The sequence below is a fragment of the Dyella sp. CR10 genome (genome assembly GCF_055814425.1).
The window spans coordinates 4,163,937-4,176,195 of sequence record NZ_CP185986.1; the positions used below are offsets into that span (position 1 = coordinate 4,163,937).

General features: G+C 68.1%; 9 protein-coding genes. 4 read left to right on the forward strand and 5 right to left on the reverse strand.

Going from position 1 to position 12,259, the window contains the following annotated elements; translation table 11 throughout:
* Positions 1-73: 73 nt before the first annotated feature.
* Positions 74-1,522: an OmpP1/FadL family transporter gene (locus ACNR9O_RS18795; protein WP_473685979.1), complete on the reverse strand. Its 1,449-nt coding sequence runs from the start codon at positions 1,520-1,522 to the stop codon at positions 74-76.
* 291 nt (positions 1,523-1,813) lie between these two features.
* Between ACNR9O_RS18795 and ACNR9O_RS18800 the strand changes: the two genes are divergently transcribed.
* Together ACNR9O_RS18800 and ACNR9O_RS18805 are read left to right on the forward strand one after the other, a co-directional pair.
* A complete protein-coding gene (locus tag ACNR9O_RS18800) occupies positions 1,814-2,104 on the forward strand; it encodes a YcgL domain-containing protein (RefSeq protein ID WP_473685977.1) in 291 nt (96 codons plus the stop codon).
* An 81-nt stretch (positions 2,105-2,185) separates the two neighbouring features.
* Positions 2,186-5,650, forward strand: coding sequence for an ankyrin repeat domain-containing protein (locus ACNR9O_RS18805; RefSeq protein WP_473685975.1), 3,465 nt, complete (start codon positions 2,186-2,188; stop codon positions 5,648-5,650).
* On the opposite strand, the gene ACNR9O_RS18810 is transcribed toward ACNR9O_RS18805, so the two are convergent.
* The 3 genes from ACNR9O_RS18810 to ACNR9O_RS18820 all read right to left on the reverse strand — a co-directional run bounded on the left by ACNR9O_RS18810 (position 5,635) and on the right by ACNR9O_RS18820 (position 9,918).
* On the reverse strand, positions 5,635-6,762 hold the full coding sequence (locus ACNR9O_RS18810; RefSeq protein ID WP_473685973.1) for a glycosyltransferase family 9 protein: 1,128 nt from the start codon (positions 6,760-6,762) through the stop codon (positions 5,635-5,637). The genes ACNR9O_RS18805 and ACNR9O_RS18810 overlap by 16 nt on opposite strands.
* A 347-nt stretch (positions 6,763-7,109) precedes the next feature.
* Positions 7,110-8,942, reverse strand: a complete 1,833-nt coding sequence (locus ACNR9O_RS18815) for a monovalent cation:proton antiporter-2 (CPA2) family protein (RefSeq protein ID WP_473685971.1) — start codon at positions 8,940-8,942, stop codon at positions 7,110-7,112.
* Between the two features lie 88 nt (positions 8,943-9,030).
* The gene (locus ACNR9O_RS18820; RefSeq protein WP_473685969.1) at positions 9,031-9,918 is read right to left on the reverse strand and encodes a LysR substrate-binding domain-containing protein; all 888 of its coding nucleotides are present in this window, start codon (positions 9,916-9,918) and stop codon (positions 9,031-9,033) included.
* Between the two features lie 103 nt (positions 9,919-10,021).
* On the opposite strand from ACNR9O_RS18820, the gene ACNR9O_RS18825 reads away from it, so the two are divergent.
* Both ACNR9O_RS18825 and ACNR9O_RS18830 read left to right on the forward strand, forming a co-directional pair.
* Complete coding sequence (locus ACNR9O_RS18825) at positions 10,022-10,609, forward strand: DUF4865 family protein (RefSeq protein ID WP_473685967.1); 588 nt, start codon at positions 10,022-10,024, stop codon at positions 10,607-10,609.
* Positions 10,610-10,618: 9 nt separating this feature from the next.
* Positions 10,619-10,999, forward strand: coding sequence for a tautomerase family protein (locus ACNR9O_RS18830; RefSeq protein ID WP_473685965.1), 381 nt, complete (start codon positions 10,619-10,621; stop codon positions 10,997-10,999).
* 194 nt (positions 11,000-11,193) lie between these two features.
* On the opposite strand, the gene hemB is transcribed toward ACNR9O_RS18830, so the two are convergent.
* On the reverse strand, positions 11,194-12,186 hold the full coding sequence (gene hemB, locus ACNR9O_RS18835; RefSeq protein ID WP_473685963.1) for a porphobilinogen synthase: 993 nt from the start codon (positions 12,184-12,186) through the stop codon (positions 11,194-11,196).
* Positions 12,187-12,259 lie beyond the last annotated feature (73 nt).

Consider the following 12,259-nt stretch of genomic DNA (forward strand, 5'->3'; position numbering starts at 1 on the left):
GCGATGTACGCGTCCGGCCCATAAAAAAACCTCCCCGCTCACACGGGGAGGTCTTTAGATGCGACAACGACGCTTAGAACTTGTACTGCGCCGAGAGGCTCAGCAGGTTGCCGTAGTCGTCGAAATTGCCCGCCAGCACGTCGCCCGTCGAGCTCGACACGCCATTCATGTGCGCGTTGTTGACGAAGATGTGCGTGTAGGAGGCATTGATCTCGAAGTTCTGGCTGGCCTTGTAGCCCACGCCGAACGAGAGGAACTTGCGGGTCGAATCCGGCACGCGCGGGCTGCGGGTGCTCGCATGGGTAGGCGTGGTGTCCACGGACACACCGGCGCGCAGGGTCACCTTGTCGTTGAGGTAATAATCGCCACCCACCGCCGCGTACCAGGTGTTGCGCCAATCGTACTGCTCGATGCTCGGCGGCTGGGCCGGGTTGCCGTAGTCGACGCGCAGCTGCTTGAACACGTCCCACTTGGTCCAGGCCAGGTCGAAGCCCAGGCCGAACTTCTCTTCCTGGTGCCAGAAGCTGGCGGTGGCCGTGGCCGGCGTGGTGAAGTCGGCCGTGCCCGTGGTGTGGGTGAACGGCACGCCGCCGGCACCGGCGAGCAGCGCGGCCACGGTCGGGTTGGCCAGCAGGGCCTGCACGTTGGTCGGCACGGTGAAGTTGCCGGTGCCTTCGAGCTTGTGCGAAATCTTGGAGCGGTAGTTCAGCGCCAGCTTGTCGTTCGGGGTCAGCTTCCAGTAACCGCCCAGCTGCCAGCCGTAGCCCCAGTCGTCGCCCTTGATGCGGGCCAGACCATCGCTGCTGCCGCCGGCCGGCACGACCACATTGACCTGCTGGCCCAGCGCCTGCGCCTGCGCCGGGGTCAGCTTGCCCGCGGCGGCGGCCTGCTGGATCAAGCCCAGGCCCACGCTGTTGAAGTTGATCGCGCTGGTCAGCTCGGCGCTGGTGCGCTGGGCGATGAAGCTCGCGCCCACGGTGAAGGTGTCGGTCACGTCGAACGAGGCGGACAGCGTGCCGTCCAGCGACTCGAACTTCGACTTGATGCCGTTGTAGCGACCCACCCAGTTCTTGTCGTACTCGGTCAGGAAGCCGAACGGCACCGAGAAGCCGGCGCCGATGTGCCACTTGTCGCCGAGCTGAGTGGCGAAGAACAAGGCCGGGACCGGCATGGTGGTGCCGGCATCGCCGCCATTGCCGCCGCTGATCGGGCGGCCAAGCGCGTCATTGGCCGAACCCTTGAACTTGGCGCTGAAATTGATGGCAGTGACGTCGGCCTGGAAATAGGTGCCCTTCAGGTCGGTCATCGCGGCCGGGTTGTTCACCACCACGGATGCGTCGCCGCCGGCGGTGACCGAGCCGGCGTAGGCGCGACCCATGGACTTGGCGCTGTTTTCCTTCAGCTGGAAGGCGCTGGCTTCAGCGCTCTGCGGCGCGAGCAGCGCGCCGGCGACAGCCAGGCTCAGCGCGGCGAAGGCGAGCGGGCGCGCCGCACGCGGAAAGGAACGGAGAGAACTCTGCATCGGAAGCTCCTGCTTATCGTTAGTCCGAATCGGGGCACAGTAAGGGGCTGACCGGCAAGCAAATTCATACGCGCGTTTGACATCCCCGGCGGGCACTGTGCCGGCTTAACGAAACCCTTGCAAGTGCGGTCGCAGCAATTGACAAAAGCGCGACCGATCAACGCCGTTCGACCATCAATGACGGGAGATCGCCGCTGTGTGCGTTGACCATCGCGGCCAAGGCGCGGACCATTGCGGGTCGATATTTCTTCGCGCGCGCTCGCGCGCCGCCCTCGCATCCAGGTCCTGCCTATGCACTGCTTTGTCTACGCCAGCCTGCGCAAGGCCGATACCTATGTCTGGCTCGCCCGCCACGACGACTTCAGCGTGCTGCCTGAATCGCTCGCGCTCATGCTCGGCGACCTGCGCTTCGTGCTTGAGGTGGAACTCGACGCGCAGCGCAAGCTGCCCAAGGAAGACGCGGCCGCGGTGCTGGCCAATCTGCAAAACCAGGGTTGGCACCTGCAGTTGCCGCCGACGCATACGGTCGCGGTACCCCAGCCGGTGATCAAGGACACGCCGCTCGGCGGTGCTGGTCAATAGCGCCAGGCGTTGGCGTACCCCGGCGTCTGGTTAACGCCGGATTACCTTCTGCCGTTCTAACGATTCCTATACTCCCTCGCCATGTCCTATTCCAAAACGCGCCGCCCGACGCCTTTCCTGCAGAGTCTGCTCTGGTTCGTGCCAGGCCTGCTCGCCGTCGCCGCCGCCGCTCTGAGCGCCAGCCCTCTATCGCTGATCCCCCTGCTGCTGGCCAACGCGCTGACGATGGCTGCGGTGTGCCACGCGATCGGCTTCGATCCGGAGCCGCGCTTCATGCGCACCGTGCTGCGCCGCGGCGCCGCGCATCTGGTGATGTTCACCGGCTATGTCGTGCTGGTGTTCCTGCTGGTGGCGTGGCCGATGTTGCGGCTCAACCAGGCGCACAGCCTGGGCGCGGCTCTGCTGCTGGCCGGCGCCCTGGTGGTGGCGCTGGCTGCGCTGTGGCGCATGTGGCCGGCGTTCGGCCTGGTCTACGTGTGGGACGATGCTTATCCCCCGCAGAGCGACGGCTCGTGGATCTTCACCGCCACCGCCCGCAGCATCGCGTTCGGCCGACATTTGTCGCGCGAAGAGCGCTTCTTCACCCATTACCTCCCGGCCGCGCTCGCGCTGCTGGTGCTGGCGTTCGCAGCGATCGCCCTGGCCGGCCTGTACGGCGTATTGCCGCCAGAGCTGCGCATCATGGCGCTCGCTATCTATGGCGTGGTGCTGCTGCCGCTGGGCTGCCTGGTGATCGCCAACCGCACGCTGCGTGCCTTGCTGTGCGAAGCGCGCCGTCCCGCCCGCGCTCCGGCTGAGTCTGCACCGCTCGCTCCGCCGCCGAAACCGAAGCCCGCGCCAGTGCTCAACGAGCAGGAGCGCACCGCCGGCACGCCGGAACAGGCCCAGGCGCTGCTCGCCGCGACACGCGATGGCGATATCGAGCGCGCGCTGGCGCTGATTGAAGCCGGCGCCGATCCGAATACCGTGCCGCCATCGGGCGATCGCGACCAGCGCCCCGTGCTGATGCTCGCCGCCCTGCTGCCCGACACGCGCCTGCTGCGCGCGCTGATCGCCAAGGGCGCCGACGTCAATCGCGCCAGCGGCGGGCTCACCCCGTTGCTGGCGGCCACGCGCGACAGCTGGCACGGCCGCCCCGACGCGGTGATGACCTTGCTCGCCAACGGGGCCAGTCCGCTTGCCACCGATGCCGAAGGCAACACCGCGCTGCACGGCGCAGTACATAGCGGCGAACCGATCGTCGCCGCCATGCTGCTCGACGCCGGTGCGCCCGTGAACGCACTCAACCGCGCCCGCGTGAGCCCGCTCGCCACTGCTTGCCGCGCGGCCAACTGGCCGCTGGTGAAGTTCCTGCTCGAGCACGGCGCCAAGCCCACCCCGCCGGACGGCGAGCCGGCCCTGGTCGCCGCTGCCGGCATCGCCGAAGACGACGCCGAGGGCGTGCGCCTGCTGCTCAAGCACCGCGCCGCGGTGAACGCGGTGGATTCGCGCCACCGCAGCGCGCTGATGGAAGCGGCGGCCGAAGGCCACGACCAGATCGCACGCGCGCTGCGCAGCGCCGGCGCCGATGTCACCCTCGCCGACCGCCACGGCCGTACCGCGCTGATGGAAGCGGCACGTGCGGGCGCCGTCGGCATCGTGCAGCTGCTGGCGGAAGCCCAGCCGGACGCACGCGTGCGCGACGTGCATGGCCGCGATGCGCTCACCCTTGCCTGCCAGTCGCCGCACGCGCATGCCGAAACCGTGCGCGCACTGCTCGCACTCGGCGCCGAGCCGAAGACGCCGGGTGCCGATGGCCGCAGCGCACTGGATCACGCCGCTGCCGCCGGCCGCTGGGACCTGGTCGCGCTGCTCGACCCGGATACGCCGCTGCCCACCAACCTGCGCTTCGACGAGGCGCTCGCCGAAGGCGCGGACACGCCGGCGCATCTGCTCGATGCGCTGCGCTTCGGCCATTGGGCCATCGTTTCCAGCTTCACTCAGCGCGTGAAGGAATGGCCGGCCGCACAGCTGGCCCAGCTGTACCTGGATCTGGCCGCGCCCGGCCATGGCGCCGCGCGACGCTGGCTGCTCGAACACGCTCTCTCGCCGGAGGCCCGCCTGCAACCGCAGCTGGTCGACGACGCCGATATCGCCGAAGGCACCGAACCGGTGCTGCCGCCGCTGGGCCGCCGCCTGTTCGACGCGCTGCTGCCGCAGCTGCCGGCCGCCGCCGAAGCGATGGACGATCTACTCGCCGCTGGCGCCAGCCCGGCCGGCGCCGGCCTGTTCGCACAGGCGCTGCAGCGCCTGGACGAGAGCCGCGCCAGCATGACGCTCGCGCTGGACCTGCTCGAACGCGGCGCCGATCCGTTCGGCCCCGATGCGCGCGAACGCACGCCGGTACACGTAGCCGCCGCGCAAGGCCAGCTGCCGGTGCTGCAGGCGCTGCTCGCGCGCGGCTGTCATCCGAACACACGCGATGTGCAGGGCCGCACGCCGCTGTTCGCGGCGCTGGAACATGGCGAAAAGGCGCTGCCGCTGGTGCGCGCCCTGGTCGCGCACGGCGCTGACGCCGAGGCCACCGATGCCAACGGCGAAACGCCGCTGGGCCTGGCTTTCGATCATCCTGAGGTCGAACGCTGGCTGGACTGGGGCGCCTGGGCGCGCCCGCGCCGGCCGCTGCGCGCCGACGATCTGCCGGCCGCGGCTGCCGCTGGCGCGCTGGCCGCGGTGGAACGGCTCATCGAGCTGGACTTCTCCGTCGATACGCAGGACCGCCAGGGCGCCACCGCACTGCTGCACGCCTGCGGCATGGGCCATCGCGACGTGGCCGCGCGCCTGCTCGACGCCGGCGCCGACACCGCACTCGCCGCCGCCAATGGCATGACCCCGCTGGCCGCTGCCGTGGCCGCGCGCCGCGACACGCTGGTAGCGCTGTTGCTGGAACACGGCGCCGCGGTCGATCAACGCCTGCCCGGCGACGCCACCGCGCTGATGGTGGCCGCCGCGATGGGCTATCCGGAAATCGCCGAGCAGCTGCTCGACGGTGGCGCCGACATTCAGGCCGTGGATGCGCGTGGCCATGGCGCGCTGCACGCCGCCGCGCAGTTCGGCTTCGAACACAACGACAGCCTGCGCGCGCGCCGCCTGTTCGACGTATTGCTCAAGCGCGATGCCGATGTGAACCGCGCCGACAAGGAAGGCTACACGCCGCTGCTGTTGCTACTGGGTGCGCACCAGCGCCCGGGCAGCAACAGCGACGCCACGCATATCGGCGCCCTGGTGCCGGTGCTGCTGGATGCCGGTGCGCGCCTGGAGCACGCCGACCAGCGCGGCGTGACCGCGCTGCACGCCTGCGCCATGCATGCCCTGCTGCCACCGGCGCGCGTACTGCTGGCCCGCGGCGCCGATCGTGCCGCCGCCGATGCGTTCGGCCGCACCGCGGCCGACGTCGCGCGGCAGCTCGGCCTGGTCGATATCGCGCACGAACTGGCCGCGCGCGTCGGCACGGTGATGCCCAGCGTGCGGCAGACCTTGCGCCAGCCGGCTCAGCCGGCGGAGTGAACGACCTGCCCCGGCACGAGCGCCCGCCGCATGGTCGCTGCGGGCGCGACGCCTTCCGGACGGGGCGGTAGCCGCCACCAGGCCTGCGCCACTTCCTCTACACCAATGCGGTCGACCCTCGGCGTGTGCGGCAGACCGCCCAGGACGGTGACGGCGCTGCCGGAAGCGCTGCGCGGTTCCCACATCGATGGCCAGCGGTTGCCGAACAGCACCACCAGCGGGCATCCCGTCGCAGCGGCCAGATGCGCCGGCCCGGTATCCACCGACACCATGCTGTGCGCCAGCTCCATCAATCCGCGCAGCCGCCCCAGCGGCAAGCCGCTGGCGGGAGCGATGACCCGCGCCAACCCGGCTTCCGCACGAATGCTGGTCAGATAGCCGGCCTCGGCGGCGCAACCGCACAGCAGCACCCGCGCTTCCGGCTGCCACTGCAGGATGGCGCGCGCCAGCGCCGCCCAGCGCGATACCGGCCAGGATTTGTCGTCGTCGGATGGATCCCGCACGCCGTTCCAACGCATCGTGCGCTTGTTGGCGGGCTGCATCAGAACCAAAGGCTGCGATGCATCCCACCCTTGCGCGACCAGCCACGCACGCGCCTCGGCGCGTTCGGCCGGCGTAGCGCGAATGGATGGTGCGCGGAGTTGTCGCGATGGATCGAGCGCCGGCGTGCCGGAGAACGCAGCAGGCGCGAGGTCGGCGAAACGCAGCAGCCAATCCGCCCAATGCTCGCCCTCATTCATCGGCGTGTCTTCGATGAACACGCAGTGCGACGCCGCCACACCCGCCAACGCAAGCATCGGGCGCACCTTGGTGCGCGTGCGCACATCCGGCTCGCAGATATAGAACGGCGCCTCGCGCATACCACGCAGCGCCAGCGCGACCGCCAGCCGCCGCGGGTTGGTCCACAGCCAGCCATGCTGGCTGTGGAACCAGTGGACCTGGGCGACATCGTCGTGGTCTTGATACAACGCACGCGAGCACTCGCCCAGCGATACGAGGCGACACGGGGCGCCATAGCGCAGATGCAACTTGCGCAGCAGCGGCGCCAGCAGCACGGTATCGCCCAGGCGGCCGAAACGGATGACCACCGGTGATGAAACGGGCAAAGCCATAAGCGGCGCCGACCTCGAAGCATGGCCTGGCGCGGCCCGCCCCCCGGCGGCACGGCTCCAGTGCGACGCATCTTTCCTTATCCGCGTCGAAATGAGTTGCGCCTGCGACGACGCAAATTAAAACGTTCAGTTCGAACGGCGAGAACATGCGACGCGATTTCCACCGCACCGGACGACCGCGGCATCACGACCGAATGGGCGACCGGTCTGTCGATCGCACCGTGCATGGTCACAGCCACTTCACGCCTGGCATTCACGACTGTCTTCAGTCGCGTTGCCGTTGGCAATAAAAAAAGGCATCCCGCAAAGGATGCCTTTCTTCCGCGCAACGCATTTACCAGTGCCGGCTAGTTCGAATCCTGCACCGGCGTCACCGCCGCTTCCTCGCGCTCGCGCTTGGCGATCGGATCGTCGTCCGCATCGAACAGATGCAGCAGATCGTTGAGCGCTTCCTTCGAGGTCTGCACCAGGCGCGTTTCGTCGTCGTACACCAGGTACTGTGCCTTCAGCAGCTTGATGTCGTGCTGGCGGAAGCGCTCCACGCGGTCGGCCGCCAGCTCGCTGGACAAGCCCAGCGACTCCAGTGTCTTGCGGGTCATCTTGAGACCGGAATAGAAGGTTTCGCGCACTGGTTCTTCCACGCCGAGGTCCATCAGGCGGAATACGTGCTGGCGATTGCGCGCACGCGCGATGATCTTCAGGTGCGGGTATTGCCGGCGCACCAGCCGCGCGATGCGCAGGTTCGCCTCTGGATCATCGGTCGCCAGCACGAACACTTCGGCCTGATCGGCCTGCGCCGCGCGCAGCAGGTCCGGGCGAGCGGGATCGCCGAAGAACAGCGAGGTGTTGTTGAAGCGGCGCAGCGTGTCCATCTGTTCGACCGAGGATTCCAGCGCCACGAACGGGATGCGCTGCGCGCGCAGCACGCGGCCGACGATCTGCCCGACGCGGCCGAAACCCGCGATGATCACGCGCGGCGGCGCTGTCTCGATGGTGTCGTATTCGCGGTCCGGCTTCTTCGCCTTTACGTCGGTCGCCTTGGCCACGATCGCCACCACCAGCGGCGTCACCGCCATCGACAGGGTGATGGCCAGCACGATCAGGCCTTGCTGGTTGTCGGTAATCAGGCGCTGCTCGCCAGCCTGTTTCAGCACCACGAAGGCGAATTCGCCGCCACAGGCCAGCAGCACCACCATGCGCAGCGTATCGGCCCGGTTCAACGCACCGACGATGCGGCCCAATGGCCAAAGCAACAACCCTTTCACTGCCAGCATCGCGAGAGTCAGGCCGAGCACCAGCAGCGGCTTGTGCAGCAGCAGCGAGATGTCCATCGACATGCCCACGCTGATGAAGAACAGGCCCAGCAGCAATCCCTTGAACGGCTCGATGTGCGATTCCAGTTCGTGGCGGTATTCCGAATCGGCCAGCAGCACGCCGGCGAGGAAGGCGCCCAGAGTGGACGACACGCCGACTTCCTCCATCAGCCAGGCCGTGCCCATCACCACCAGCAGCGCCGTGGCGGTGGACACTTCCTGCGTGTTGGCGCGCGCCACGAAGCGGAACACCGGACGCAGCAGATACCGACCGCCCACCACTACCACCACGATCGCACCGACGGTGCGCAGGATGGCCTGCGGATCTACGCCGTGCGGCGACGCGCTGCTGGCCAGCAGCGGCACCGCGGCGATCAGCGGGATCGCGGCGAGGTCCTGGAACAGCAGCACCGCGAAGGTGAGCCGGCCGTAGGCCGAACCGGCCTCCTTGCGCTCGGCCAGGATCTGCAGGCCGAAGGCGGTGGACGACAGCGCGAGGCTGCCGCCGACGATGGCCGAAGCGTTCGCGGTCAGGCCGAACAGGTAATAGCAGGCCGCACCGATCACCAGGCTGCATGCAGTCACCTGCAGGAGGCCCGCGCCGAACACCGCGCGCCGCATCACCCACAGACGCTGCGGCGACAGCTCCAGGCCGATGACGAACAGCATCAGCACCACGCCGAACTCGGAAATGGTCGCGATGCCCGCCGTATCCGCGACCAGGCCCAGCACCTGGGGACCGATCACCACGCCGGCGATCAGGAAGCCGAGCACCGCACCGAGGCGGAAGCGCTTGGTCAACGGCACGGCGATCACCGTCGCCAGCAGGAACACCAGCGCGGTGTTGAGAAAGGAATGGCTTTCCACGAGCGCATCCGGCAGTGGCGGGGATGCGTTGGATTATTTCACGCGGCATGCCGCGGCGAACGCGTGCAGGCAGGAAATTTCGGCGCGCTCACGCGCCGGGCACATGCTCCAGCCGCTGGCGCAGAATGTCTTCCAGACGAGCGATCGCCGGCGCCGGTTCGGCTTCCGCGCGATGCAGGCACAGCCCCAGCGCGGGCAAGCGCGGCAAGCCGCTTTCCTCCGGCGACAGGGTGCGCACTGTCGACGGCAGGCCGATGCCGGTGCGCAAGGCGACGCCGAGCCCTGCTGCCACGGCGGCCCAGATGCCGGCGAGGCTGGCGCTGGTGAAGGCGATGCGCCAGGCAATGCCGGCGCGATCCAGCGCCGCCGTCGCGGCGGTGCGCATCAGGCAGGGCGCGTCGAGCGACACCAGCGGCAACGGTTCGCCGCTGTCGGCGGACCAGCCCGGCGACGCGGCCGCCGGCCCGATCCAGCACATCGGCGTCTCGCCGAGGCGATCCATGTGCGGCGTCCCGTGGCCGGCCTCCCAGGCGAGCGCGAGGTCCAGCCGGCCGCTGCCGACGCGCTCCAGCAATTCCACACTGCGTGCGATGCGTGCTTCGATGCGCACCTTCGGATGCGCGCGTGCGAAGCGGCCCAGCACGTCCGTCAGCAGCGCTTCGCCGAAGTCCTCCTGCAGGCCCAGGCGAATCCAGCCTTCCAATTCTCCGCCCTGCACCGCAGCTACCGCCTCGTCGTTGAGATCGAGCAGGCGGCGCGCGTAGGCCAGCATGATTTCGCCGGCTTCGGTCAACGCCATGCCGCGCCCTTGCCGGCGCAGCATCGGCGCGCCGGCCTGCTCTTCCAGTTTCTTCAGCTGCGCGCTCACCGCCGAGGTGGAGCGACCCAGCCGGTCGGCCGCCTTGGCGAAGCTGCCCAGCTCGACGCCCAGCGCGAAGCTGCGCAGGACGTCCAGATCGAGGTTCACGCGACGCATGGCCATCATCCCGTTTTAATGGACTGAGAGTTTCGTATTTCCCGATTTTCAGGACGTTATTGTGACGCTACGTTAGGCCGCGTCAACCATCGGGTGTACCGCCATGCTCGCCATGCAATACAGCTTCGTGCTCCCGGCCGATTACGACATGGCCATCGTCCGCCGCCGCATCGCCGAGAAAGGCCATCTGCTCGACGGCTTCCCCGGCCTGCGCTTCAAGGCCTATCTCAGCGCAGACCGTCGCGGCGCCCGACTGCCGACCCGACACAACCTGTATGCGCCGTTCTATCTCTGGGAGGACACCGAAGGGATGAGCCGCTTTCTGGGCGGCGACGGTTTTGCTGCGCTGACTCAGGCCTTCGGCTGGCCGGAAGTGAAAACCTGGGCGGTATGGCACGCCCATGTTTCGGCCGACGCCGCGCAGGCCGTCTGCGCCTCGCGCGAAGTGCTGCCTATCGCGCCGTACGCCAAGCTCGACGAGCTGCGCCGACAGGAACGCGAAGCGGCGCTGGACGATGTCGTTCGCGGTGCCCTGGTCGCCATCAGCGCCTTCGAACCCGCGCAGTGGACCTTGATCCGCTTTCGCCTATGGGGCGAACTACGCGCGGAACTCGCCCACGGCCAGCGCCAGCTTTACGACGTCGGCCACGTCTCGTTGCCCCAACGCCACCACGCGATGCTCCCCGCCTAGGAGAACCCCATGCCCCTCGTCCGTATCGCCCTGCGCCGCGGCAAATCGCCCGCCTATATCGCCGCTCTGCGCAACGGCATTTACCGTGCCATGCGCGAAGCCTTTGACGTGCCTGAGAACGACCGCTTCATTCTGGTCCACCAGTACGAAGCGGAAGAGTTCGACTTCGATGCCCATTACCTGGGTATCGAGCGCGACGATGACCTGGTGATCGTGCAGATCGCCTGCAACAACACGCGTACGACGGAGAAAAAGCAGGCGTTCTACAGGCGCATGGCCGAGGTGCTGGCGGACGATCCCGGACTGCGACCGGAGAATCTCTTCATCAATCTGCTGGAGACGGCGAAGGAGAACTGGTCGTTCGGCCTTGGCATCGCGCAGTACGTTTAGCACTTCCTTCTCCCGTCCGGGGAGAAGGTGCCAGTCTCGCGGATTCCCTTCGGTCACATGCAAATGAGAGGCGGGTGCTCGCGGGAAAGGCCCTGCGAAGCGACGTCTGCTTCGAGGTTCCTGCTTCTACGCTCCGCCCGGCCCCTCACCCCAGCCCTCTCCCCGGAGGGGAGAGGGGGCAAAAAAAGCGAGGCTCACTCGCCGTGCAGCCAGCGCGCTGCGTCGATCGCGTAATAGGTGAGGATGGCATCGGCGCCGGCGCGCTTGAACGCGGTCAGTGACTCCAGCACCACTGCCTTTTCGTTGAGCCAGCCATTCATCGACGCCGCCTTCAGCATCGCGTACTCGCCACTCACCTGATACACGAAAGTCGGCATGCCGAACGCGTCCTTCACCCGGCGCAGCACGTCCAGATACGGCATGCCCGGCTTCACCATCACGGCATCGGCGCCTTCGCTGATATCCAGCTCCACCTCGCGCAAGGCTTCGTCGCTGTTGCCGACATCCATCTGGTAGGTGTGCTTGTCGCCCTTGCCGAGATTGGCGGCCGAACCCACCGCGTCGCGGAACGGCCCGTAGAACGAAGAGGCGTACTTGGCCGAGTAGGCCAGGATGCGCGTGTGGATGTGGCCGGCGGCTTCCAGCGCCTCGCGGATCGCGCCGATGCGTCCGTCCATCATGTCCGACGGCGCGACGAAATCCATGCCGGCCTCGGCCTGCGCTAGCGACATCTTGATTAGCGCCTCGACGGTCGGCTCGTTCATCACGTAGCCGTGGTCGTCGATCAGGCCATCCTGGCCATGCGTGGTGTACGGATCGAGCGCGACGTCGCCGATCAGGCCCAGCTGCGGATATTTCGCTTTCAGCGCCCGGGTGGCCCGCTGCATCAGACCGTCCGGATTCCAGGCTTCGCGCGCATCCTCGGTCTTCACGTCCTGGCCCGGCGAGGGGAACAGCGCCAGCGCGGGGATGCCCAGGCGTACGCATTCGCCGGCGAGGTCGAGCAGCAAGTCCACCGACAGGCGATCCACGCCAGGCATCGACGGTACCGCCTCGCGCTGGCCCGTGCCTTCGATCACGAACGCGACCATGATCAGGTCGCTCGGCAACAAGGTGTGCTCGCGCATCAGCGCACGGGAGAAGGCGTCGCGACGCATGCGGCGCATGCGGATGGCGGGAAAGCTCATGGCGGACTCTCGCAGGGCGAAAGCGCGCATTTTAGCGCCGCCGCGCCGGCACGCCGGACGGCCCGGTCACTTT

What these genes read in the sequence shown, in the direction of transcription:
- ACNR9O_RS18795 (WP_473685979.1), bottom strand. Translation starts at nt 1,522, where the DNA reads ATGCAGAGTTCTCTCCGTTCCTTTCCGCGTGCGGCGCGCCCGCTCGCC.
- ACNR9O_RS18800 (WP_473685977.1), top strand. Translation starts at nt 1,814, where the DNA reads ATGCACTGCTTTGTCTACGCCAGCCTGCGCAAGGCCGATACCTATGTC.
- ACNR9O_RS18805 (WP_473685975.1), top strand. Translation starts at nt 2,186, where the DNA reads ATGTCCTATTCCAAAACGCGCCGCCCGACGCCTTTCCTGCAGAGTCTG.
- ACNR9O_RS18810 (WP_473685973.1), bottom strand. Translation starts at nt 6,762, where the DNA reads ATGGCTTTGCCCGTTTCATCACCGGTGGTCATCCGTTTCGGCCGCCTG.
- ACNR9O_RS18820 (WP_473685969.1), bottom strand. Translation starts at nt 9,918, where the DNA reads ATGCGTCGCGTGAACCTCGATCTGGACGTCCTGCGCAGCTTCGCGCTG.
- ACNR9O_RS18825 (WP_473685967.1), top strand. Translation starts at nt 10,022, where the DNA reads ATGCTCGCCATGCAATACAGCTTCGTGCTCCCGGCCGATTACGACATG.
- ACNR9O_RS18830 (WP_473685965.1), top strand. Translation starts at nt 10,619, where the DNA reads ATGCCCCTCGTCCGTATCGCCCTGCGCCGCGGCAAATCGCCCGCCTAT.
- hemB (WP_473685963.1), bottom strand. Translation starts at nt 12,186, where the DNA reads ATGAGCTTTCCCGCCATCCGCATGCGCCGCATGCGTCGCGACGCCTTC.